This is a genomic window from Micromonospora sp. NPDC023814 (assembly GCF_040639595.1).
Classification (GTDB): domain Bacteria; phylum Actinomycetota; class Actinomycetes; order Mycobacteriales; family Micromonosporaceae; genus Micromonospora.
This window is the reverse complement of sequence record NZ_JBFAAF010000023.1, coordinates 16,146-40,542: the sequence shown is the minus strand read 5'-3', so window position 1 is coordinate 40,542 and position 24,397 is coordinate 16,146. Positions and strand designations below refer to the sequence as shown.

Genomic DNA, 24,397 nt, shown 5'->3' with positions numbered 1-24,397 from the left:
TCAGCCCACCCGCGCCCGGATCACGTCGATCAGGCCGGTGATGACCACGACGGTCGGCCCGAGGGCGGCCACCATCGCGGTGTGCGCCAGGTCGCCCATCCGACCCCAGATCGGGTTGAACCGCCGGCCGACCGGGATCCGCGCGGCCACGCCGCACGCCACCGCCAGGAGCAGGCAGCAGCCGATGGCCAGTTGGGCGGCGAGTGGACTCCGGTCCGTGGGCGCGGTCAGGCACCAGGTCGCCACGGCGACCAACGCCGGACCGGCCAGCGCCACCCGGTGCCAGATGCTCGTCATCGGTCGGGTGACCAGGATCTGGGCGACGGCGGCCAGCCAGGCGGCCAGCGGTGCGGCCCAGCCGGGCGCCGCCGCCAGCCACACCATCGCAGTCCCGGAGACCAGTCCGAGCGCCGCGTACAGGGCGGTCATGAACTGGTCGGCGGCGGCGGCCCGGGTGAGCACCCCGGCGGCCGGTTCCGGGTCGATGTCCTTCTGGAGGTCCGCCGGCTCGACGGGCATCTCCGGCAGGGCGAACCCGGCGAGTTTGAAGGCGGCCCACGGTACCGCCGGACGCAGCGCCGTGGTGACGACCACCGTGATCGCGGCGATCGTGGTCCAGTCCAGCGTGGCCCTGGTGTGCAGGGCGACCGCGGCGACGACCAGCAGCCATGCCGCCAGCAGGCCGACGGTGACCTGCCGCCAGCCGGTGCGTGGGAAGACGAACGCGGCCACCAGCAAGGCGGCGACGGTGCCGGCGGTGGCACCCAGGAAGATCAACCGGGGTACGGGGGCACCGGCGACCGCCTCCAGCACGGCGACCACCGTACCGACCACGCTGGCGGCCCCCAGGATGCCGGCCGTGGCCCGGTCCGCCAGCTTGCGTACCACCGCGAAGCCCGCGACGAAGCACATCGCCGCCATCGCCGCGAGCAGCGCCGGGTTCCGGGACGCGGCCGGCCACATCCGCGCGGCGGCCAGCCAGGCGGTCAGCCAGGCGCCCAACAGCAGCAGGGCGGTGACCCGCGTGGTCTGCGGACGCCACAGCCCGGACCGCTTGCGGATGCCGGCCGAGACGCCGTCGACCAGGTCGTCGTAGGCCAGCGGCGGAATCTGGTCGGTACGCGGGCGTACGTGCACGACCTCGCCGTCGAGCAGATCGAGGTCACCGACGGTGCGCGACTCGTCGAAGGCCGGTCCGCCCAGCCGCTGCACGATCCAGCCACTGTGCTCCAGCCCACGATCGGCGAGGTCCGGTCCCAGCGCGCTCAACAGGGCCGGCATCATGTCAGCCAACGGGATGTGGGTGGGCAGACTCACGTCGACCTGGCTGGTCGGTCCGACGACCAGCAGTCGGCAGAGTTCCCCGCGCTCGGCGCTCATATCCCGAACACGTGTGCATGGTCACGGGAGTTCACAAGTTTTTTCTGTCCGTCCCGGATGTTGCCTGCGGGCGGCGGGCAGCACCCGGGCCGGGACCGTGCGACAGCCCGGCAGCGTCCGGTTTCGGCAGCTGGACGCCGCCGGAGCCAGGTCATTCACCGTCGGTCCGTCCGAGTGGGGCGAACGGCTTCTGGACAACCATGCCGCTCCTGAATTCGCCGGGATGACCGGTGACCCACCGCGTGCGAGGGGGAAGGGGCTATTCGCCGGGATGACCCCAGACCCACCGCGTGTCAGGGGGAAGGGGCTCTCCGGGATCACCGAGGATCCACCACTGCCTTGGAGGGGTAAGGGGCTCTTCGCAGCTGGCCGGCGTGGCCCAATTGCCGGCCTGCATAGCGTTGTCGTCTTCGGTCGTGGTGGTCAGGCGCGCGTACTGCTGCATGTTCAGGTTGAGCATGTCCAGTCCCTGCTGGACCTTCTGGAAGCCGGCCAGCCAGTTGTTGACGGCCTCCTGGAACTTCGGCGCGGCCGCGTCGCTCGACCACGAGCGGGTCAGCGCCTGGTTGGCGGCCACGACGTTCGAGTGGCTGTCCCTGGCCTCGATCTGGGCCTGAGCGAACGCCTTGACCATGCCGGTGATGGTCGCCTCGTCGGCGACGATCGAGTCCAGTTTGATGCCGGGCACGACGTATCCGGCCTGTGCCTCTGCCATGACTCTCCTTGTCTGTCATCCGGCGCGCGTCGCCGGAAGGGGGTGACGTGAGCGCTCAGGCCGGACGTCTTCCGCTGGGCCGGCGCCGACCCAGCGGAAGACGTCCATCTGGCAGTCACCCTCTGTAAAGCACCCGCGACAGACCGGGGACAGGCTGTTCCCGGGCCCAACTGCCGGCCTGCATGGCGCTGTCGTCCTCGGTCGTCGTGGTCAGTTGCGCGTACTGCTGCATGTTCAGGTTGAGCATGTCCAGGCCCTGCTGGACCTTCCGGAAGCCGGCCAGCCACTGCTTAACGGCCTGAAGGAACTGCGGCGGGCCGTGTCGCTCGACCACGAGCGGATCAGCGCCTCGGTTGCGGCCACGACGTTCGAGTGGCTGTCCCTGGCCTCGATCTGGGCCTGAGCGAACGCCTTGACCATGCCGGTGATGGTCGCCTCGTCGGCAACGATCGAGTCCAGTTTGATGCCGGGCACGACGTATCCGGCCTGTGTCTCTGCCATGACTCTCCTTATTCGTCATCCGGCGCGCGTCGCCGGAAGGTGGATGATGTGGCCGCCTGTGCCACGTTCGCCTGGTGGGTCGGGCCACGACGGCGGATCGGTTGGGCACCCGGCGGCCTCATCGCCCTTCCGGCCGGACCAGTCCCGGCCCGGCGGGCAGCAGCCGGGCCGGGACCGTGCGCTCGCCGAGGAACCAGTACTCCCGGCCGGCGCCCTGCGGTCCGGCTCCCTCAACATCGCCGGAGTGGGCACCGGAACCGAACCAGGTGGCCGGTGTCGCGGCACGATCCAGCAGCGCCTCCGCCTCGGGCGGCAGTACCACCACGTCGAGGGTCTGGTCCTGGTTGCGTCGCCGGTCGGTGACCGACGTGACCGGGCCGAGGTCGGTGGAGAGGTGCCCGAACGCGAGCAGCAGCGCGGTCCACGCGGTGTCCGGCTCGGGCAGCCCGCGTACCAGTGGAGCGACCGTGGTGAGGCAGAGGTCCCCGGAACGCGACAGGTGCTGCCAGCGCAGCAGGTCCACGCAGGCGACCAGGGTCGGCAGCGGGTCCGGATCGGGACAGGCGACGGGCGGTTGGCCGTCGACCGGCGGCAGCCAGCTCAGCTCGCTGTGCCCGCGTACCGCCGGCGCCGGCTTGACCAGGTCGGCCGCGCCGATGCCCAGCCGGGCCAGCAGCCAGTGGTGCACCCGCCCGGTACGCATGGCGGTGACCGCCCAGGTCCAGGAGGCCGGCTCCCCCCGCCACCCGGACGCCCCCGCGACCGGCGGGTCGGACCCGGCCCCCGGGTCCGAGGTGGGCGATGGATCCGAGCCGGCCGGTGGGTCCGAGTCGGCCGGTGGGTCCGAGCCGGCCGGTTGGGGGGCGTCGGCGGCGTACAGGTCGCGCGGGTCGCGCAGGTAGTTGTACCGCGCGCCCTCCAGCCACAACGCCAGCGCGGGATGCCCCGCCGGGGCCAGGATGACGTCGTTGAGGACGATCTCGTCGGTGAGCGCGTGCAGCGTGAACCCGTACGTCGACGCGGCGACCCGGTCGAACAGCTCCGGCAGCCGGGCCGGCCCGTCCGCCTCCGGCGGCCCGTGCCACCGGCCACGGAACAGCCGGTACCCACCACCCGGCGGGCCCTCGGTGCCCTGACTTACCGGGCTTCCGGTTGCCTCGTCCGCCGGACTGCCGGCCCCCTCGTCCGCCGGGCTGTCGGCCCGCTCGTGCGGCCCGAGCGCGGCGTCCGGGAGGAAGTGCAGGTCGCCGTCGGCGTACAGGCCGCCGAACCGGTGCACCACCTCGACCCGCAGGTGGTCGCTGGCCGCCGCGAAACCCTGCGGCAGCCCCCGGTTCAGCTCCAGGGCGTACGGGCTGTGCAGGGTCATCGGCGCGTTCGCGGGAAACAGTTCGGCCACGCTCACCAGGTGGATGCCGTGGCTGTCGGCCCAGGTCAGCAGGGCGCGTACCGGGGCCAGCGGATCGGGTCGGCCGGCCGGAGCGGGCGGGGTGGCGCGGGCCGCGTCGAAGCGGGCCCGTGGGATGTCCGTCCACAGCACGAAGTCGACCTGGCCGGCGTAGCTGTCGGCCGCCGCGCCGTAGTTGGTCCAGAAGCCGTTCGACTCGGGCAGCGGCCGGCCGAGCCAGATGCCGTGCACGACGTGCGGGATGGTGGTGATGTCGGGAAGCGGTGGCGCGTGCTCCGGTTGGCCCCAGAGCCGGGCGGCCCCGTCGCGCCGGAACGTGCTGACCCGGCCGGCGTCGGCGGCGAGGGCCGCCGGCTCCAGGTCGGCAGCACTGGGGGCCGGTCGCGTCATGCTCACCCGCCGCAACAGCGGCGCGACCAGGTGCGGGGCGAGACGGCGTAGGTCGGTGCCGGCGAGGAACTCCGGTGCCGGCGACAGCCGGCGGGAGCCGAAGACATCGCCGCCGATCCAGCGGCGCGCCAGGCTCTCCTCGGCCGCCCAGGTGTACAGGGCGGGGTAGGTCATCCGACGGAGCCAGTCCAGCAGCCCCGTGTCGCAGGGCCAGGCGGTCGGCGAGGCGGACGGTCCGGGCAGGCAGGCCAGAGCCCGCAGCCGCCGGGCCAGTTCCTCGGCCGCCGCGTACCTCGCAGCGGGCTCGACCGGCCCGGCCGCCGCGTATTCCGCAGCGTGCCCGGCGGCCTCAGCGGGCCCGCCCGCCGCAGCCGGCTCGGCGGTGCGGGCCGGTGGGGTGGGCGTACGGCGCGGGCGGGTGGCGGTGCGGGTCATCGGTCGGCCCCCGCGGGCACCACGGGCCCGGGTACCAGTGCCGTCTGGATCAACCGGCCGCCGCGCCGGGTGCACAGCAGTGCCCGACCCGGGGGCAGCGGACGCGGCCTGATGTTACCCAGCAGCGGACCCTCCGTCGGCGGGCAGGACAGCGCCACGTCCGGAGTGTTCAGTTCCTGGATACGCCGCAGCAGCGGGTCCATCGACAACCGCATCGCCCCGGCCGCGGCCCGCGCGACGACCACGTGCAGCCCGATGTCGCCGCCCTGGGGCAGCAACGGGATCAGGTGGGCCAACGGGTTGTCGGGCCCGGCGAGCAGTTCGTAGTCGTCGACCAGGACGTACAGTGCGGGGCCGGACCACCAGTCGCGGGCGCGTAGCTGCTCGGGGGTGATGTCGGGGCCGGGAACCCGGGGCCGGAGGCCGGCCAGCGCCTCGGCGGCGGTGTCCCGGGTGCTGTCCGCCGAGACCGAGTAGCCGAGCCGGTACTCGGCCGGTACGTCGTCGAAGAGCTGCCGCCGGTAGTCGACGGCCATGATGCGCGCCTGGGCCGGAGTGTGGCTGGCGACGATCGAGTGGGCGATGAGGCGCAGCATGTTCGTCTTGCCGCTCTCGGTGTCCCCCAGCACCGTCAGGTGCGGCATCAGCCGGAAGTCGTGCCACACCGGCGCAAGCTGGTCCTCGTCCACACCGAGCGCGATGCGGGCCCCCTGCGGCGCCGGCAGCTCGGCCATCGGCAGCGAGGCCGGCAGGGTGCGTACCGCGGCGGCGCGTTCCCCGGTCCAGTTGTCCGCCACCGCGGACACCAGGTGCTCGGTGGCCGCGGCGAGCCCCTCGGCCGACTGGACGCCGTCGATGCGCGGCAGCGCGCCGAGGAAGTGCAGCTTCGCGTCGGTCAGCCCGTGGCCGGGGCGACGGGGCACCTGGGCCGCCGCCCGCAGGTCGATCCCGGACTCCACCGGGTCGCCCAGGCGCAGTTCGAGGCGGGTTCCGACCTTGTCCCGCATCGACATGTGCAGCTCCGACCAGCGGCCCATGGTGATCATCACGTGCACCCCGTAGTTCAGGCCACGGGCCGCGATGTCCCGGGCCATCTCCTCGGCCGGCTCGAACTCCTGGCGCAGCACGAACCACCCGTCCACGACCAGGAACACGTCGCCGAACCGGTCCTCCGGGATGCGCCCGTCGGCCTGCGCCTGCCGGTAGGCGTCCCGGCCGTGGATGCCCAGCTCCGCGCAGCGCCGTTCCCGCTCGACGAGGATCGAGCGGACCTCGGCCACCGTGCGGCCCACCCGCTCCGGTTGGTGCCGGCCGGCGACCCCGCCGACGTGCGGCAGGCCGGTCAACCCGGTCAGCGAACCGCCGCCGAAGTCGAGGCAGTAGAACTGCACCTGTCGCGGCGAGTGGGTCAGGGCCAGCCCGCACACCAGCGACCGCAGCAGGGTGCTCTTGCCGCTCTGCGGTCCGCCGGCCACGCCCACGTGCCCACCGACCCCGGACAGGTCCACCACGAGCAGGTCGCGCATCTGCTCGAACGGCTTGTCGATGAGGCCGACCGGCACCCGCAGGTACCCCTGGCCGGCGTCGATCGGACGCAGCCCGTGCTCGGGGTCGGGCAGCAGCGGCGGCAGCACGTCGTCCAGGGTCGGCGCGTCCTCCAGCGGCGCCATCCACACCTGGTGTGCCGGCGGACCCTGGTCGACCAGCCGGTCCACCAGCGCGTGCAGCACGATCGTGCCGGTGTCGGTCGACTCGTCCGGCGCCGGCTCCGAGGGCGGGCGCGGCGCCGGGACGGCGGGCGCGGCGGCCCCGGCGGTGAACGGGACCACCTGGCTGGCGATCACCTCGCGGTGCAGCCCGGTGCTGCGAACCCGGTGCGGGCCGGACACGTACGCGGCCCGGAACCGGGTGATGCTGGTGACGCTGGAGCGCAGGTATCCGTTGCCCGGATCGCCCGGCAGCTCGTACGCGTCGGGTACGCCGATGACGGCCCGCGACTCCATCGCCGAGAAGGTCCGCAGCCCGATCCGGTACGACAGGTGGCCCTCCAACTGGTGGATGCGCCCGTCCTCCAGGCGCTGCGAGGCCAGCAGCAGGTGCACCGCGAGCGAACGGCCGAGCCGACCGATCATCACGAACAGCTGGATGAACTCGGGGTTGGCCGCGATCAGCTCGCTGAACTCGTCCACCACCACGAACAGGGTGGGCAGCGGGTCGAGTTCGGCGCCCTGGGCGCGGGCCTTCTCGTAGTCGCGCGCCGAGGTGAAGTTGCCGGCGCTGCGCAGCAGTTCCTGGCGGCGTACCAGTTCCCCCTGGAGGGTGGTCTGCATCCGGTCGACCAGCGCGGCCTCGTCGGCCAGGTTGGTGATGAGCGCGGAGACGTGCGGCAGCCGGTCCAGCCCGACGAAGGTGGCGCCGCCCTTGAAGTCCACCAGCACGAAGTTGAGAGTCTCCGAGGAGTGCGTGGCGGCCAGGGCCAGCACCAGGGTGCGCAGCAGCTCGCTCTTGCCCGAGCCGGTGGCGCCGATCAGCATGCCGTGCGGCCCCATCCCGCCCTCGGCGGACTCCTTGATGTCCAGCTCGATCGGGGAGCCGTCGGCGGCCACCCCGATGGGCACCCGCAGCCGGTCGGCGGGCGAGCGGGCCTCCCACCGGGCGCGCGGGTCGAAGGTGTCCAGGTCGGGGATGTCCAGCAGGTCGGGCAGGTCGAGGACGGCGTTGAGCCCGCTGGCCGGCTGCTCGCCGGTGACCTTGGTGGCGTGCCGGGCCATGATCCGGGCCAGCGTCCGCAGCCGGGGCACATCCAGGTGGTCGGGTGCGGCGAGCCGGGTACGCACCTCCCGGCCCACGTGGTCCTTCTCGATCATGTCCACGTCGGTGGCGGACACCTCCAGGTTGAGCACGTTGTCCCCGTCGGCGAGGCCACTGCCGTCGAAGTCGACGAGGACGGCGTTGCGGTACCCGGAGACGGTCAGCCGGGCGCCCGGCGGGATGACGCCGCCGTCGCAGACCACCACGACGAACGGTTCCTCACGGGAGGGCTGGGCGTCGCCGTCGTACCGGGAGCGGCCCGCGAACTCCGCGCCCAGCAGCCGCTCCACCTCTTCCAGGGTGGGGCCGAGGAGGCGTACCGGCCCGGCCACGTCGACGTCGGTGGCGTGCTTGGCGTGCGGCAGCCACTTGGCCCACTCCCACTGTCCGGCCTGCTCGGTGCCGACGCAGAGGGCCAGCCGCAGCTCGTCCGGGGCGTGGAAGGTGGCCAACTGGGCGAGCATGGCGCGCACCATGCCCCGCGCCACGTCCCGGTCGCCACTGATCCGCACGTGCGCGAAGCCGGGCAGGCACAGCGCGACGGGCTGGTCGGGCACGGTCGTGTACGCCTTGATGAACCGGCGCAGCGCCTTGGCGCACACCGGTTCCAGGTCCTCCACCGGCTTGGTGTCCAGCGGAGTCATCCGCACCGCGAGCCGCTGGGCGCCGGTGCCGACCCGGATCTCGCCGAAGTCCGGATGCGTCGGCCGGCGCTCCCACAGCCGACTGGTCATCGCCAGCGACCACAGCGACTCCGGGTCGGGGTGCCGCCAGGCCAGCGCGTCCCGCTGCTCCGCCGCGTACTGGCGGATCTGCGCCCTGGTCTGCGACAGGTAGCGGAAGTAGTCACGCCGGTCGCCGTTGATCTGCTGCTTGCGGTTGCCGTTGTTCATCGTCATCTGGAACACGGCCATGGCCAGCATGCCGCCGCCCATCATGACCAGCATGACCAGGCCCATCGGGCCTCTGAGCGAGTTGCTCATCATCATGAACATGAACCCGCCGGTCATCAGCAGGCTCGGCAGGATCATGCCAAGCGAGCGGAACCCGGCGGGCTGGACCTCCGGAACGACCGGGGGCTCCTGCAGGGTGATCTCGCCGTGCGGTAGCTCGGGTCCGTTGCGGCGGGCCGGCCGCCGGAAAGGTCTGGTGCTCACATCCGTTACACGGCTGCGAGCCGGAAAAAGTTGACCGGGATCGGGATCGATACTTTCCGCACCGCGAGATCCGCGAGACGCCGCCCGCCGGCTGGGGCGAGCCGGCGGGCGGCGACGGTCAGAACGACCGTCTCCGCAGGGGCGTTCCCGCCGACCCCGGCCGATCGTACGACCGCAGCCGCTCCGGCGTCGCATCCGCGCTGTCCATCGCCGGGAGCACCGGCATGTCCGGCATCCCCTGCAGGTCGACGCCGACGGCGAAGGGCACCCCGCCCACGCCCTCCTCCGGCGCACCCCCCGACGCCGGCCGGGTGAGCAGCAGCTTCAGGTCGTCGTGTGCACGGTCACCACTCCAGAACACGTCCTTCGTCGCGATCAACCGCTGGAACTCGTTGCCGCACCGGACGATGGCCCCCGCCTCCACCGAGACGTTCGGCCGCCAGACGCCGTCCCCACGGTTGTGTTCGAACCGCAGCCGCCAGCGCCGCCCGCTCGCCGACGCCGACATCCCGGCCCCCAGTTCGAGCGTCTTCTGCACGTCGCCGGAGAACACCAGCCGCTGCGCGAAGAGGGACTCCTTGCTCACCACGGTGATCTGCCACGTACCGCTCATACTCACTGCCGACATCTTTCGGGCACCTTCTCTCGTCGCCACGGAGGCGGGTCAGGCGGCCAGGGCTGCCCGCACGTCGGCGGCGAACAACTGGCGCATGTCGTCGACGGTCGGCGCGGCGGTGCCGCGCAACCGGTTGGCCTGCTTGGTGATGGTGCGTTCGAGCAGCTGGCGGGCGTACCGGCCGTTGCCGAAGCTCTCGTCCCGGGTCAGGCTGTCGAAGTGCTCGGACAGCACCGGGAGGCAGTCGTTGCTGAAGTCGAAGCCGCTGTCCCGGGCCAGCGTCTGCACGATGGACACCAGTTCCGAGGCGGTGTACGACTCGAACGGGACCTGCCGGCTGAACCGGGAGGCCAGGCCCACGTTGTTGGCCAGGAACCGGCGCATGTCCCCGGTGTACCCGGCCACGATCACCACGATGTCGTCCCGATGGTCCTCCATCAGCTTCACCAGCGTGTCGATGGCCTCCCGACCGAAGTCGTTGCCCTGGCCGGCCAGCGCGTACGCCTCGTCGATGAAGAGCACGCCGCCGCGCGCCCGGTTGAACACGTCGGTGGTCTTGACGGCGGTGTGCCCGACGTACTCGCCGACCATGTCGGCCCGGGAGACCTCGACGAGCTGCCCGGTGCGTAGCACACCCATCGCGTTGAGCAGCTGCCCGTACAGTCGGGCCACGCTGGTCTTGCCGGTGCCGGGCGCCCCGGCGAAGACCATGTGCCGGGAGATCGTCGGCGCGGGCAGGCCGGCTCGGGTCCGGGCCTCGGTGGAGGCGATCAGGTCGATGACGTCGCTCACCTCGCGCTTGACCGCGTCCAGGCCGACCATCGCGTTCAGCTTGCCGAGCAGGTCCTGCACGGCCTGCGCCACGCCGGCCGCCGCCGACGGCGCGGCCGCCTGTTCGCCCAGGTCCTCCGGCAGCAGCCGGGCCAGGTCGAGATCCGAGGCCTGTGGGTTGGTCGACAGCCGGTACGCCTGACGTCCCAGCATGTCCTCGAAGATCTGCCGCGCCACCCGGGCGTTGCCGAAGGTCTCGTTGCGGGGCATGTCGCTGAAGTGGCGGACCAGGGCCTGCCGGGTCTCGTACTCCAGCGCGTAGTGGTGGGCGCGGCAGAGCCGCTCGACGATCTCGGCCAGTTCGTCGTCGGCGTAGCTGTCGAACTGGATGGTACGGGCGAAGCGGGACTCCAGACCCGGGTTGGCGGCCAGGAAGGTACGCATGTTCGGGGTGTAGCCGGCGACCACCACGACCACCTCGTCGCGGTGGTCCTCCATCAGCTTGACCAGGGTGTCGATGGCCTCTCGACCGAAGTCGTGGCCGCCACCGCCCCCGCCGGTCGAGAGCGTGTACGCCTCGTCGATGAACAGCACCCCGCCCAGGGCCTCCTCGAAGCGGGCCGTGGTCTTCACCGCGGTGCCGCCGACGTGCTCGGCGACCAGGTCACTGCGGGACACCTCGACCAGCTGCCCGCTGGAGAGCACCCCGAGGGTGGCCAGGATCCGGGCGAAGATGCGGGCCACGGTGGTCTTACCGGTGCCGGGCGGCCCGGCGAAGACCAGGTGCCGGGACATGGGCGGTACGTGCAGCCCGGCCTCCCGGCGACGCTTGGCGATCTGGTTGAGCCCGACCAGGGTGGCCACCTCGTGCTTGACGCCGGCCAGGCCGACCAGCCCGTCCAGTTCACGTAGCAGCGCGGCCACCGGGCCCTCCGCCTCCGCGCCGCCGCCCGGCGTGCCAGCACCGGAACCATCGGCACCGGGACCACCGGCACCGGGACCACCGGCACCGGGGCCGCCGGCGGCGGGTACCGCCGGAGCGGGTGACCCGACGTCGGACGGCGCGGGGCCCGACGGGCGGGCACCGGACGGCTTCCCCGGCGGGGCGACGTCCGAGCCGGTGCCTCCGGGCGGGGCGGGAACGGACTTCGGGGCGTCGGCCCCCTTTGGCTCCGGCCGCCCGGCCCCGGGGGGCGGGAGGGAGACCGGGCGTCCGTTGTGGCCGGTGTCCACGCCGGACAGCTCGACCGCGGCGGTCGGGCTCGGCGCGTCCACGGCGACGCCGCCGTTGCCGCGCACCACCCCGCCGTGGAGCCGCACCGGCGCGTCGGTCTCCACCACGACACCCGGGCCCTGGTTACCCACGATCTCGCAGTCCGTCGCGGTGACGGAGCTGCCGGCACCGGCCCGGATCCCCGGGCCACGACTGCTGCTGATCCGGCTGCGGGACAGGGTGGTCGCGCTGGGGCCGCCGGTCAGCACGCCCGCCCCGCCCGACTCCTCCACGGCCATCGAGGACAGGGTCGGCCGGGCGTTCCCGGCCACCTCCACGCCGACCCGGCAGCCGGTGATGCGGGAGTTGGACAGCAGGGTGGACGCGCTGTCGGCGAGCTTCGCCCCGACGGTCCGCGCCCCGGTGACCTGGCCGTTGGAGAACCGGCCGGCTCCACCGGTCGCGTGCAGGCCGTACCGGACGCCCTCGATGGTCAGGCTGTGCAGTTGCGGTTCGGCTTCCTGCTCGATCGCCACGCCGATGGGGACGTCACGTACCCCGACCCCGTCCAGCCGCGCCCTCGACCGGCCGGTCAGGAACACGCCAGCGTCGGCGCAGTCCGCCACGGCACCGCCGGTGAGGTGCGGCTTCGCCGTGCCGTTGACCACCACCCCGGCCGCGCCGCAGTCGCGCACCTCGCAGTTGGTCAGCGTCGGCGCGGAGGTGTCCCGGCAGTCGAGGCCGTGGCCTCGGGCCCGGATGACGCGCGTGTCGGAGAGCGCGGGCGCCGCCTGCCCCATGGTCACCACGGCGTGCACCCGGGCGTCCCGGATCTCGCAGCGCTCCAGCACCGGGGTTGCCCGGTCGCTGACGAGCAGCCCGACCTCGCCACCGGACACCGTGGTCCCGGTCAGGTGCGGCCGGGCGGTCTGCTGCGCGACGACGGCGTACTGGCCGACCTCGTCGATGCGGCAGTCCTCCAGGCGCGGGGCGCTCGCGCCCACCGCCAGGAGCGCCGCCTCCGCGACCCCGGTGAACGTGCAGTCCCGGAACACCGGGGCGCTCGACCCGGCCGTCATGATCGCGCACTTGGCGATGCCGTTGAGCCGTACGCGGGTGTACTCGCCCGCGCCGGCCTCGTGGACGACACCCGCCCCGCCGGAGTTGCCGATCGTGCCGCCACGCATCTCCACGGTGCCACCGCGTACGTGGATCGCGGCCGCCGCCGTGGCATCGACGGTGCACGCCTCGAGGCGGACCCGGCCGGCCGCCACCTGGAGCAGCGGCATCCGCTCGTCGCCGCCCCGGATGGCGATGTCCTGGATCAGGATCTCGCCCCCGGCGGCCAGGATGGCCCCGCCCGGGGGCACCTCGATGGTGACGGTGCCCGGTCCGTCCTCGGCGACCAGCACGACGTTCCGGCGGAACAGCGGCGCCTCGCGGTACACGCCGGGGCGTACCGCGACGGTGTCGCCGGGCGCCGCCGACTCCAGTGCCCGGGAGATGTCGGTGAGGCATCCGGTGTCCCTGGCCGACACCGACAGCACGCTGGTGGTCACGGGTTCGCTCCTTGCTGACTGTCGCCGCCGGGGGTGTTGCCGCCGGAAATGGTTCCGGCGTGGGGCGGGCCGGGCCGGGCCGGGCCGCCGGGGTCGGACCGGAGGAGGCCGGGGACCGTCTCCTCGTACATCACGCGCCGCCCGGTCCGGGTTCGAGGGCGAACGGGCGGTCGCCGGCCGCGAAGCCGAGGGGCCACGGCAGCGGCGCGGGCGCCGCGCGCTGCGGCTGGGCGGCGAGCGCGTCGCGCAGCTTGCCGGCCACCCGCTCGTCGAGTCCGACGTCGCGGTGCCCGGAGACGATCTCCCGCAGCAGTACGTACGGCGCACCGTCCGGCCCCTCGTCGATGCCGAGCACCGCGAAACGGGAACCGGCGACGAACATGGCCCGCCCGGCCCGTACGCCCGCCCCGTCCGCGATACCCAGTTGGTCCAGCCGCCGCGCGGTGGCCGACCAGATCGCGTACCGGCCCGCGTCGCCCTCGGTGCCGGCGTGGCAGGACACCGTGGTGAACGCCGGCTCCACCAGCAGTTCCCCGGGGCGGTACCGGGTGACGTCCAGGCCGGCGGGTGGCGCAGCGAAGACGGGTCCCCCGACGGCCGGCAGTTGCTCCAGCCCGGCGCAGGCACACCGGGCCAGCAACTGGACGTCCGCGTCGGGCGTACCCCCACCGCGCAGCGCGCCGTTGACCCGCTCGCCCACCCCGTCGAGCAGAGCCAGCACCGTGACCAGCCCGGCCATCACGTCGTGCGCGCCGACCGCGCTGCGCAGTCCCGGGTGCAGCGACAGCGCCCGGGCCACTGTCCGGGAGTGGGCCTGGAACTTCCAGCCCAGCACGGTACGGAGCCGCTCCCGGTCCGCCTCGTCGGTGCGGGCCCGTACCCCGAACCACGCCGCCCCCCGGTTGGCGGGTGACGCCGGCGGACCGACGGCCGCGCCGTGCGCCGGGGCACTGGCGCCCTCCTGGCCGGTTGTCCGGGTTTGCGTGGTGTCCGGGGCGGTCACCGGCGTATCCGTGGTGTCCGGGGCGGTCACCGGCGCATCCGTGGTGTCCGGCGTGACCGCAGTCAAAGTGACCGCAGCCAAAGTGGCCGCGGTCGGGGCGGACGCGGTCGGGGCGGACGCGGTCGGGGCGGACGCGGTCGGGGTGGCGGCATCCGGGTCGGCGATCAGCGGCCGGCGGGTGTCCAGCTCCAGCAGGGGCACGTCGAATTCCGCCAACGCCATGCGCTGGACGCCGAGGTCGGGCCGGGGCATCTCGATCACCGGAAGCGCAAGGCTCTGCACCTCGAACGCCGCCGGCGTGGGCAGATCGGTCCCGGATTCGGGTGCCGCAGCGGGTGACGGGGCGTCCGCCGGGTCAACCGGCGACGGGGCGGTCCCCGGATCGGTGGTCGCGGACGACGGCACCGGGGACGGCGGCTGCCGGTCGCGGACGGGCACCCGGCCGGTCGGGGCGGGGCGGACGCGTACCCGCCCCAGCGGGGGCAGCACGTTGCCCGCCGGCTCCGGTTCGTCCCCGCCGCCCGGACGCCAGCACCAGAACAGCCCGTTCGCGGAGGCGCGCCCGAAGGTGAAGCGGATCCCGGAGTCCGAGGCGTAGACCGGCGCCCCCAGGTCGGCCGCGAGCTGGTGCAGCACCGGTCCGACCCCGTCGGCCGACGCGGACCGCTGGGTGACCAGCAGCACCGGCCGGCCGCGCCAGCGGGGGCAGTGCCAGATCGCCCGGGCCAGGTCGGCGGCGGCCACCGGCCGGCCGTCCAGCCGGAAGCCGGACGGGCCGGCCTCGACCGCGAGCGCGAACCAACCCGCCGGACCGGGGGTGACCGATCCCGGTGCCTCCCACGGCCCCGGATCGAGCACCGGCACCCGCGCACCGGCGTCCGGCAGGATGCGCGCCACGGCGGCGCCCACCGCCTGCGACGCCTGGCGCAGGTACCGCGCCACGTGCTTCCCGACCGGTTCGCCCTGGGCCTGCTGCGACACCTTCCAGGACGACGGCAGGGGTGCCCGCTGCCGCAGGGCGAGCATTTCGGTCACGGCGACACCGGCCGGGGCGTACCGGCCTCCGGCCTTGCCTCGGGTGTCACGTCCGGCAGCTCCGGGTGGGCCGGCGCCAGCCCGTCGGGCGACGGGAGGTCGGACGAGGGGGGGTCAGCCGGTGCCACCGGGTCGTCGTCGGCACCGGACGGCGACCAGACGACCGCCTCGGCGTCCGGTCGGCACAGGTGCACCAGGGCGCGGTGCACGGAAATCTCGTCCAGGGGCTCGACGGGCCCGTCCCCGGTCAGGTGCGCGACCAACTGCGGGTCCGGCGCCAGGCCGTAGTGTTCCAGGTAGTAACCGACCGCCTCGCTCCACAGCCAGGTCCCGTCGGTACGCAGGTGCATCGGCACCACGTCGCCCCGGTCCGGGGTCAGGATGTCGGGCATCGCGGCGCTGCTCCACGCGATGACCACCCCGTCGCCCAGTGCGGCGAGCAGGGCGTCGCGTTCCCCGGCATCGGAGACCACCGACCGGTTGGTGGCGAACCACGGGCCGCGTTCCGGATCGACGCCGTCGAAGAGTCGGGCGGTGGTCACCGGCGCGGGCGGTCGCGCCGCCCACAGCAGGGAGCCGGACGAGCGGGCCAGGGTCTGGTAGTACGGCGCGTCCACCCCGGCCCAGCAGACCTCCACCTGGGCCTCGTCGTCCCCGGCCTCGACCATGACCTGTCGTAGCTCGGCGCTGGCGGCCGGAAGGGAGCCCATGTCGTCGTCGACGCTGACCACGACCACCCGTAGCGGGTCCTGCCAGGGGCGGGCGGTGGACGGCATCCGCCACGCCCGCCACACCGCGCGTACCGCCGGCATCGCCGACGCCGCGGCCAGCAACGCCCGGTCGACCGGATCGAGGGAGTCGACCGGATCGGCGGTGCGGTCCTGCGGGAGCACCATCGACGCCAGCTCCTCCTGCGTGGTCGGCAGGTCGGACAGGAACTGCCACGGTGCCGGCGGGCGCTCCCCGCGCAGCTCCTCCAGGGCCATCCCGAGGTCGAGGTCCCCGTCGCTGAGCGCCAGTTCCTCGCGCAGCGCCGCGATCTCGTCGGCGTCCAGTTGCAGCGGCTGGGAGACCGCCTCGAAGGCGACCGCCTGTACGACGTCCAGCCGCCGGCCGGCGGCCAGCGCGTCCCGCGCGTCGGTCAGCACCCGGTCCGGCAGCGAGCCGGCCAACCGCAGCAGCAACGCGTGCATCGACTCGTCACGTTGACCGTCAGGTTCGCCGTCCCGTGTCACCTCCGGTGCCACGTCCAGGTCCGTGTCCACGCGCCCTCCTTCGCCGTTCCAGGGTTCATCTGTGGCACGCCCAGCGCGCCAGCAGGGTTCACGCCTGCCACAGCCCGGATTCTCCTACTTGTGTCGCCACCACGACACCGTGCTGGTCCGGTCTTCCTTACGGAACTCCGTGCTGACCTGGCGGCCGTGCACGATCATCCCTGCGTACCAGGTGCGGGCCACGTAGTTGAACGGCCCCATGTCGAGTGGGCCGGCCTCCCGGGCGTTGGTGACGCAGAACTCGAACAGGTCCCGGCAGAACTCCAGCACCGTCTCCCGTCGGCCGCCGACGAGCCCGGCGTTGAGCAGCTGGGCACCCCGGTTGTCGGACAGGAACTGCACCAGCTTGGCGCTGCCGCCGTGCTGGTACACCATCCACGGGATGCACAGCGGCGCCGGCTCGTCGCCCACGTACAGGCGGTCGTCCATCTCCGGGAACGGATCGCGCAGCATCTCCACGTCGGTGCCGTCGACGCACCACACCTGCTCGATCTCGGGGTGCTCGCGCAGGTATCGCCAGCAGCACAGCCAGCGGTGGAAGTATGGCGACCCGCCTTCCCCGCCCGGTGTCACGCGCACGTGCGTGACCAGGTCGGTGTCCGGCACGTCGTCGAAACAGTCGTGCAGCACCACCAACCGCTGCCCGTGCCGCTCGACGGAGCTGCTCAGCTCCGCCAGGTCGGCGTAGTTCGGGTTCCAGGCGACGCCGCGCTGCGGGTCGGCCTGCGCCGTGAGGTACGTGGTCAGCACCACGTTCCGCGTCGCCGCCGCACCGACCGGGACGGTGCGGAACTCGCGGTACTCGGTCGAGGTGTAGCTGGCCTCCGACCGGGTCTTGAGATTGCGCACCAGGGTGAAGCGCTCGATGTCGGACACGCTGGAGCCGACCCTGGTGCGTTCGTCGCAACTGAAGATGAGGTCTCCGCTGCCGACCACGTCGGCGAACCGGAACGAGGTCAGGCCGGCGTTGTAGATCCGGTTGGAGAGGTCCAGGTGCTCGTACCCCCACCGGCCGTACCGGGTGTCGTACCCGCCCACCCGGTCCAGCACCCGCCGCTCCAGGTAGAGCATGCAGCCGCGCGGATGGGTGTACGCCCGGAGCTCCGCGTCCCGGTAGATCTCCATCGAGTCGGTCAGCCGGCCAATCGGGGTGTCGGTGAACATGTACATCAGATGCGGCTCGGAACTCTCGATGTACGGCCGTTCCCAGCCGTCCACAATCGGCCAGCAGTCGTCGTCGAACAGGAACAGGTGCGTACAGCCCCGCTCCACCAGCAGCTCCAGACACTTGTTCTTGGCCCGGGCGATACCGACGTTGGTGTCGAAACGGAACGTCGCCTCCTCCACCGGCTCGTCGCTGGCGTCGTCGACCACGACGATCGCGGCGCCGCTCGGCGCGTACTTGCGGATCGCCTCCAGGGCGGTACGCAGCACGACGCCCCGGTTGTGCGTCGTGACCCCGATGCCCACCGTCGGGAAGTCCGTCTCCTCCATGCCCACCTCTTCGGTCGGGGCGCCACGGCGCCGTCGCTCGGGCCGCCGCCGCCCGGCGTGGTACCGGTCGTCGCGGCGGTGCCGGACGACCACGCGCCACCTGCCCGTACCGCCGCCGGGTGCGAGGGCGTCCACGTGGGTCACGGCACCACGGCACCGTCGGGTTCACCGGGCGTTCCGCGAGCCGTCGCCCGGCGCGACGTAGCCGCAGGTCCCGGGCGGGGCGTAGGGATAACCCTCCCCAACCCGCGGGGTGGCACCCCCCAGGAACAGGGGCCGCACCATGTCGAGCGACCGGCCCGCGGCGGCACTGTCTTGGGCATGGGCGAACGGGCACAGAGCAGGCGGCAGAACAACGCGCTGGAGAGCGATTCCCGCCTCCGTGAACTGATGGACACCTACCAGCAGCCGCTGCTGCGGTACGCGCAGCGGCTGACCGACGGCGACACCGGGCGCGCCGAGGACGTGGTGCAGGAGGCGTTCCTGCGGGCGTGGCGGCACCTGGACCAGCTCACCGCCGATCGGGGGTCGGTGCTGGGCTGGCTGCGCCGGGTGGTGCACAACCTGGTGATGGACGGGTACCGGATGAAGAAGGCCCGGCCGACCGAGGTGGAGATCGAGAACGCCGCCGAGGTGTCCACGGCGGACCCGATGGCCGGCGTGGTGGACTCCCTGCTGGTCGAGCAGGTGCTGCGCGGGCTGTGGCCGGAACACCGGGCCGCGCTGGTGGAGACGTACCTGAACGGCCGGACCGCGGCCGAGATCAGCGCGACGCTCGGGGTGCCGGTCGGCACGGTCAAGAGCCGGTTGCACTACGCGCTGCGGGCGGCCCGCAAGGCGACCTCCGGCCACCTGCTCTGCGCCGCGTGAGCCGCTGGACGCGACCGTGGCGGACGGCCGTCGCGGTGCGCGAGCCGGGCCAGCCGGCCCGACCGGAGCCGCCTACAGTGAGGGGCATGCGCCGCTCGACGCAGCACACCGACGGGCCGTCCCCGGGCCCGCCGGACGACGTGGCCCGGGTGATCGACGCGGTGCACGGCCTGCCGGGTCGTCCGCTGCCGGGAGTGCAGGCCGAAGCCCTGGCCCGGGCGCTGGGCGGGTGCCTGGGGGCCACCACGGTCACCATCGCCCTGTGGCTGCCCCTGCCGGCGGGCCACGACGCCGACGCGCCGGCCGAACACACGGTCGAGGAGTACCGCTGGCCCGCCGCCGACGCCGAGGCGGCGGTACCCGCGGCGGAGACGACGCCGGTGCGGCTGTGCGACGGTGCGCAGGTCCTGGCCGACCTCGTGGTCGAGCCGCCGGCGGCGGCCGAGCGGCTGCGCCGGTGGCCCGAGCTGCACGCGGTGACCCGCCTGCTGGTCAGCGACATCCAGGCCCAGCTGATCACCGCCGGCGCCGAGCGGCTGATCGGTGAGAGCACCCTGCTGCTGGCCGACACCCGGCTGCGGGCCGCGGGCGAGATGGAACACCAGCGGTACCAACTGGAGCGCGACCTGCACGACGGCGCCCAGCACCACATGGTCGCGTTGCAGATGTCACTGGCCATGGTGGAACACCAGCTCGACGCCGGCAACGCCGCCGAGGCGGGCCAGCACCTCACCCGGCTGCGGGAGCTGCTGGACAGCACCGAGGAGGTGCTGCACACCACCGCGTCCGGCCTGCTGGCGCCGTTGGCCGACCACGGTCTGGTGGCCGCGTTGACGGCCCGGCTGGAGGCGCTCGACACGGTAACCCTGGACATCGACCCGGAACTGATCGGTTATCGGTTCCTGCCCGAGGTGGAGGCCGCCGTCTACCTGGCCTGCCTGGAGGCGGTCAGCAACGCGCACAAGCACGCCCCGGGCGCCGCGGTCACGTTGACGCTACGTACCTCCCGCCGGGGCCTCAGCTTCGAGGTGGCCGACACCGGGCCGGGCTTCGACACCGAGGGCCGGATGCCGCTGCGCCAGCTCGCCGCCCGCCTGGCCCAGGTCGAAGGCACGCTGACGGTGCGGTCGAGCCCGACCACCGGCACCCGGGTCAGCGGGCTCGTGACGCTCTGAGCCGTCCCGCCGGCACCGCCGACCGCGCACCCACGCCGGTCACTCGACGCCGCCGGTGAGCAGCCGCTCGCACGTCCGTACCAGCAGCGCGCACGCACTGCGCCCGGCCAGTCCCGTGTCCGGCGTCAGGGCCTGGGCCCGCCAGAACGCCAGTGCCCGGTTCGCGGCCCGGGTCACCTCCCCCGGGCCCGCGTCACCGGCCAGGCCGAACCGGGACCGCGCGTCCGGACCGTGCGCGCCGAGCAGGCGCACCGCGTCGTCGTGCCCGCGCGGCAGCCGGATCCGCCCGCCCTGCAACGCCTGCAACAGGTCCAGCTCGGGTATCTCGTGCGCGCCCGCGACGGCCGCCTCCACCGCCCGGGCGAACTGGTCGTCCAACTGCCCCGCGGTCAGGCAGGCCACCAGTGCGCGCAGCGCCCACCGGGCGGCCAGCACCCCGGTCCGGGCGCATACCTGGGTGCGCAGCGCCGCCTCGACCTCGGTGGCGCCGTCCGGGGCCGCACGCCAGTCCACGACCGCGTCGCACGTCGACCCCGGTTCCGGCGGTGATCCGGCCGTCGCGGCGGTGCCCGCGCACCGCGCGCAGATCACCACCGGAGGGACCCCCTCCCCGTACGGCGACGGCAGGGCGGTCAGGAACTCCGACTCCGCCGCGCTGGGCGGCCCGGACAGCACCAGCACGACCGCGTCGGGGGGCCCGTCGGCAGTTCCCGTCCAGCGGCGCAGCCGGGCCGCGAGGTCGGCGTCGACGTCGTCGCGGTGGTGCAGCAGCCGCAGCCCGCGCAGCGCGTCCACCGGCCCCTCCACCAGGATCCGCTCCACCCCGGCCGCCGCGCCCGGCCACGCGGCACCGGACCAGTCGGACAGCCGGACGGGCCGCCACGGTGGTGCCCCGCGAGCCGGGTCCAGCGTGATCCGCGGGTACGGCTGGTACTGGTAGCCGGTCGGCGGGACCACCCCGGCCGGTGGCTCCCACCGGGCGGTACCGGCCGACCCGCGCAGCGCCGACAGCAGTTCGGACGCCGGGGCCCCGACCACCGCCACCCTGGCCCTACCGTCCTGCCGGTCGACCGCGACCCGTAACGGCGGGCTGTCCACCGACGCCTCCCGGCTGGTCACGAGCAGGGTCAGCAGGCGACGCACGGAAACACCGGCCAACAGCTCGGGTGCGGCGGCGTCGGCCTCGCCCGGCTGCGGCACGGCCGACTGCGGCACGGCCGACTGCGGCTCGGCGGTAGGCGCGGGCTCCGGCCAGTCGCCGCCGAGCCGCTCCGGCAACAGGATGTCCACCACGGTCGGCTCGTCCCGGCCGGCCCGCTCCACCCGCAGCCGGCCGCCCAGCGCGGCCAGCCGCCGGGAGTCGTCCCGCAGCGCCACGGCGACCTCGGCCGGCTCGGTGCCGGCCCGCTGCGCGCGGATCGTCAGCACGCCGCCGGACCGGCCCAGTTCCAGGGTCAGCGGCTGCTCGCCGCCGCTGGCGCCCAGCGCCGCCGCCGCGGACGCGCCCGCCTGGTACAGCCCGGACTCGACCTCCCAGCCCTGGCGTCGGCCCAGTTCGCCGCTGAACACCACCGGCACGGGCAGCGTCGCGGTGACCTCCTCCAGCGCCGCGCGCACGCCGGTACTGCGCAGCACCTGCGGGTACACCCCACGGACGACGGACCGGAACTGCTCGATCATCTCGCCCAGCCCGGCCCGGATGCCACCGACGATCGCCGTGGCCTCCGGGGAGCCGGCGCGCAGCGCCCGCTGCAGGTCCGTGGTGCGGTCCAGGATCGCCTGTAGCTGCCGGCCGGGTGTCGCGGTCACCGCGGTGGCGAGCCGGTCGCGCTCCACCGCCTGCACCGTGAGCAGCTCCAGCCTGGTCGCGCCGACCCGCTGTACCGCCTGGTCGACCCGGGCCCGCACGGCGATGCACGCCGCGCGGTGGCGGGCCTGGCGCAGCAGCAGGCCGACGCAGACCGCCGTCTCGCCCAGCGACGCCGTCCCGGCCAGCGAATACCGGGGATCCTCCGGGTGTGCCAGCACCAGCACCCCGTACCGGACCCCGCCGTCGGTCACGTCCGCCGTCGCGACCACCCCGGCCGCGTCCAGCAGCAGGTCCGGGTCGGCTACCGGGTTCGGCAGCGCACCCCGCCCCCAGCGCCGGGACTGCCAGGCGACGGCGGGTGCCCAGGGTGGGCCGCTGGTGCCGGGTGCCGTCTCCGCCGGCAGCCACAGGGCCGCATAGCGCGCCGTGTGCGCCTGGGCGAGTTCCCGCAGCAGCGTGCGCAGAACCGGCCGGTACCCGCCCAGCGGGTCCTGCGGCCCGGCCGGCGCGGGCAGCGCACCCGAGGACGCCAGCTGGACCAGGGCGCTGAACGACCCGCCCGGACGGGACGGATGCGCCCGCTCGCCGCCGGTGGCCCGAAGCACGGCTCTAGTCCGCCATCTGGTTCGAGCGCGTGTACGCGAGCACCGCCAGGACCCGGCGGTGGTGCGCTGCCGACTCGGCCGGCAGGTTCAGCTTGGTGAAGATGCTGGCGATCCGCTTCTCGACCGTCTTGACGGACAGGAACAGCTCGGCCGCGATCCCGGAGTTCGACCGTCCTTCCGCCATGAGTCGCAGCACGGCACGCTCCTGCTCGGTGAGATCGGCCAGCAGGCTACGCACCGGGGGGCTCGGCCGGTCCACCAGGTTGGCGGCCAGCACCGGCTCGATCACGATCTCACCGGCGGCGATGCGCACCAGCGTGTCGGCGAGCACGGCCACCCCGGCCACCTGGTCCTTGAGCCGATACCCGATCCGCTCGGTGCCGATCTCCAGCAGCCGGAACAGGTAGTGCGCCTCGGCGTGCTGGGACAGCAGCAGCAGCCCGACGTCGGGGAACCTCGCCCGTACCCGCTGGGCGGTGTCCAGTCCGCCGTCCGCACCCGGCGGCATCCGGATGTCCATGATGGCCACGTCGACCGGGGTACGGGCCATCAACTCCAGCAGCCGGTCGCCGTCCTCCACGCAGCCAACCACCTCGTGCCCCGCGGCGGACAGCAGCAGTTGCAACCCCTCTCGAAACAGCGCGCCGTCGTCGGCCACCGCAACGTCCATAGCTCGCCTCCCGATGTCAACGCCGACGAATTGTTACACCCGAAATCGGCGGCGTATCGTGATGGCTCGTTGTGATCTGCTTCGAGGTCGCCTACGTATGTCAACTATGACATCCAGCATCGTAGCGGCTGTGGGATCGGCGAGGGGAAACTAAGTATGTACGGGGTAGGTATCGACCTGGGTACCAGCTTCACCGCCGCAGCGACCGCCTCCGCCTGGGCCCTGGACATGGCGCCGCTGGCTGGGCAGGCGGTCGTCACCCCGTCGGTCGCCTGCGTTGACGAAAAGGGCGCGCTGCTGACCGGTGAGGCGGCCGACCGCCTCGGCCTGCAGAACCCGAGCCGGGCGGCGCGGGAGTTCAAGCGCCGACTCGGTGACCCCACCCCGGTGATCCTGGACGGGGCACCGTACTCCCCCACCGCCCTGATGGCCGCCCAGCTCCGATCCGTGGTGGACACCGTCAGCCAGGTGCAGGGCGGCCCGCCCGACCGGATCGTGCTGACCCACCCGGCGGTGTGGGGCCCGTACCGGCGTGAACAGTTCGCCGCCATCCCGCACCTGGCCGGCCTGCCCCGCCCGCAGGCCGAGCCGGGGTCCGTGGCCGGGGCGGACGGCCCGACCGTCATCACCACCACGGAGCCGGTGGCCGCGGCCACCTACTACTGCTCCACCCAGCCGCTGCCCCCGGATGGTCTGCTCGCGGTCTACGACCTGGGCGGGGGCACATTCGACAGCGCGGTGGTGCGCAACGGCCGAGACGGCCTGGAGATCATCGGCACCCCTGAGGGCATCGAATGGCTCGGCGGCGCCGACTTCGACCAGGCGATCATGGACCACGTCGACCGCCAGCTGGACGGTGCGATCACCGCGCTGGACCCGAACGATCCCGGCACCGCCTCGATCCTGGCCACCCTGCAACGCGACTGCATGCACGCGAAGGAGGCGCTGTCCACCCGCGAGCAGGCGGACATCACCGTGCCGCTACCCGGCTCGGCCCGGCACGTGACCGTGACTCGGAAAGCGTTCGAGCAGATGATCACGTCGTCCGTGGAGACCACCATGGAGACGTTCCGGCGGACCCTGACCGCCGCCGGCATCACCCTGCAGGACCTCACCGCCGTGCTGCTGGTCGGCGGATCGTCCCAGATCCCCCTGGTCACCCAATTGCTGCGGGACACACTGCGGCGGCCGATCATGATCAACACCCATCCGAAACACGCGGTCGCGCTGGGTGCCGCGATGCTCAGCACCGACATCCACACGGCACAAGGCGCCCAAGCGCCCCGACGGTCCAAGCGCGCAGCGCCGGCCACCACCGCGATCCCGACCGGCGCTGCACCCACGGCCGCCGGACATGACAGCGGCACGCCGGCCACCACCGCGGTCCTGACCGGCACTGCACCCACAGCGGCCGGACATGACAGCGGCACGCCGGCCACCACCGCGGTCCTGACCGGCACTGCACCCACAGCGGCCGGACATGACAGCGGCACGCCGGCCACCAC

16 protein-coding genes are annotated in these 24,397 nt (G+C 73.5%); 3 read left to right on the top strand and 13 right to left on the bottom strand.

Translation table 11 applies throughout. The annotated features are described in order from the left end of the window. The 11 genes from eccD to AB0G14_RS14935 all read right to left on the bottom strand — a co-directional run bounded on the left by eccD (position 1) and on the right by AB0G14_RS14935 (position 17,906). Positions 1-1,380 carry a type VII secretion integral membrane protein EccD gene (gene eccD / locus AB0G14_RS14985; protein WP_357697523.1) on the bottom strand — a complete coding sequence of 460 codons (1,380 nt, stop codon included), beginning with the start codon at positions 1,378-1,380 and terminating at the stop codon, positions 1-3. 259 nt (positions 1,381-1,639) lie between these two features. After that, positions 1,640-2,095, bottom strand: coding sequence for a WXG100 family type VII secretion target (locus AB0G14_RS14980; RefSeq protein ID WP_357697521.1), 456 nt, complete (start codon positions 2,093-2,095; stop codon positions 1,640-1,642). A 115-nt stretch (positions 2,096-2,210) separates the two neighbouring features. Beyond that, entirely contained in the window at positions 2,211-2,342 is a 132-nt protein-coding gene (locus AB0G14_RS14975) for a hypothetical protein (RefSeq protein ID WP_357697519.1), read from the bottom strand. Then, the gene (locus AB0G14_RS14970; protein ID WP_357697517.1) at positions 2,330-2,596 is read right to left on the bottom strand and encodes a hypothetical protein; all 267 of its coding nucleotides are present in this window, start codon (positions 2,594-2,596) and stop codon (positions 2,330-2,332) included. The genes AB0G14_RS14975 and AB0G14_RS14970 overlap by 13 nt, the downstream gene beginning before the upstream one ends. Positions 2,597-2,714: 118 nt before the next feature. Continuing rightward, the gene (locus AB0G14_RS14965; protein WP_357697515.1) at positions 2,715-4,829 is read right to left on the bottom strand and encodes a hypothetical protein; all 2,115 of its coding nucleotides are present in this window, start codon (positions 4,827-4,829) and stop codon (positions 2,715-2,717) included. Further along, positions 4,826-8,797: a type VII secretion protein EccCa gene (eccCa, locus tag AB0G14_RS14960; RefSeq protein WP_357697513.1), complete on the bottom strand. Its 3,972-nt coding sequence runs from the start codon at positions 8,795-8,797 to the stop codon at positions 4,826-4,828. Before eccCa ends, AB0G14_RS14965 begins: the two co-directional genes overlap by 4 nt. 118 nt (positions 8,798-8,915) lie before the next feature. Further along, the gene (locus tag AB0G14_RS14955) at positions 8,916-9,425 is read right to left on the bottom strand and encodes a hypothetical protein (protein WP_357697511.1); all 510 of its coding nucleotides are present in this window, start codon (positions 9,423-9,425) and stop codon (positions 8,916-8,918) included. A 36-nt stretch (positions 9,426-9,461) separates the two neighbouring features. Then, the gene (locus AB0G14_RS14950) at positions 9,462-12,956 is read right to left on the bottom strand and encodes an AAA family ATPase (protein ID WP_357697509.1); all 3,495 of its coding nucleotides are present in this window, start codon (positions 12,954-12,956) and stop codon (positions 9,462-9,464) included. Between the two features lie 130 nt (positions 12,957-13,086). After that, positions 13,087-14,994: a hypothetical protein gene (locus AB0G14_RS14945; RefSeq protein WP_357697507.1), complete on the bottom strand. Its 1,908-nt coding sequence runs from the start codon at positions 14,992-14,994 to the stop codon at positions 13,087-13,089. Further along, the gene (locus tag AB0G14_RS14940; protein WP_357697505.1) at positions 14,991-16,259 is read right to left on the bottom strand and encodes a hypothetical protein; all 1,269 of its coding nucleotides are present in this window, start codon (positions 16,257-16,259) and stop codon (positions 14,991-14,993) included. The genes AB0G14_RS14945 and AB0G14_RS14940 overlap by 4 nt, the downstream gene beginning before the upstream one ends. Before the next feature lie 84 nt (positions 16,260-16,343). Further along, positions 16,344-17,906, bottom strand: coding sequence for a galactosyltransferase-related protein (locus AB0G14_RS14935; protein ID WP_357697503.1), 1,563 nt, complete (start codon positions 17,904-17,906; stop codon positions 16,344-16,346). Between the two features lie 177 nt (positions 17,907-18,083). On the opposite strand from AB0G14_RS14935, the gene AB0G14_RS14930 reads away from it, so the two are divergent. Together AB0G14_RS14930 and AB0G14_RS14925 are read left to right on the top strand one after the other, a co-directional pair. Beyond that, entirely contained in the window at positions 18,084-18,632 is a 549-nt protein-coding gene (locus AB0G14_RS14930) for a sigma-70 family RNA polymerase sigma factor (RefSeq protein ID WP_357697501.1), read from the top strand. An 86-nt stretch (positions 18,633-18,718) separates the two neighbouring features. Beyond that, complete coding sequence (locus tag AB0G14_RS14925; RefSeq protein WP_357697499.1) at positions 18,719-19,807, top strand: ATP-binding protein; 1,089 nt, start codon at positions 18,719-18,721, stop codon at positions 19,805-19,807. A gap of 39 nt (positions 19,808-19,846) precedes the next feature. Here the strand turns inward: AB0G14_RS14925 and AB0G14_RS14920 are convergent, their stop codons facing one another. Then, complete coding sequence (locus tag AB0G14_RS14920) at positions 19,847-22,222, bottom strand: hypothetical protein (RefSeq protein WP_357697497.1); 2,376 nt, start codon at positions 22,220-22,222, stop codon at positions 19,847-19,849. Between the two features lie 4 nt (positions 22,223-22,226). Continuing rightward, on the bottom strand, positions 22,227-22,892 hold the full coding sequence (locus AB0G14_RS14915; RefSeq protein WP_357697495.1) for a response regulator transcription factor: 666 nt from the start codon (positions 22,890-22,892) through the stop codon (positions 22,227-22,229). A 156-nt stretch (positions 22,893-23,048) separates the two neighbouring features. On the opposite strand from AB0G14_RS14915, the gene AB0G14_RS14910 reads away from it, so the two are divergent. Continuing rightward, positions 23,049-24,397 (top strand): Hsp70 family protein (locus tag AB0G14_RS14910; protein ID WP_357697493.1); only part of this gene is annotated, 1,349 nt, incomplete at its 3' end.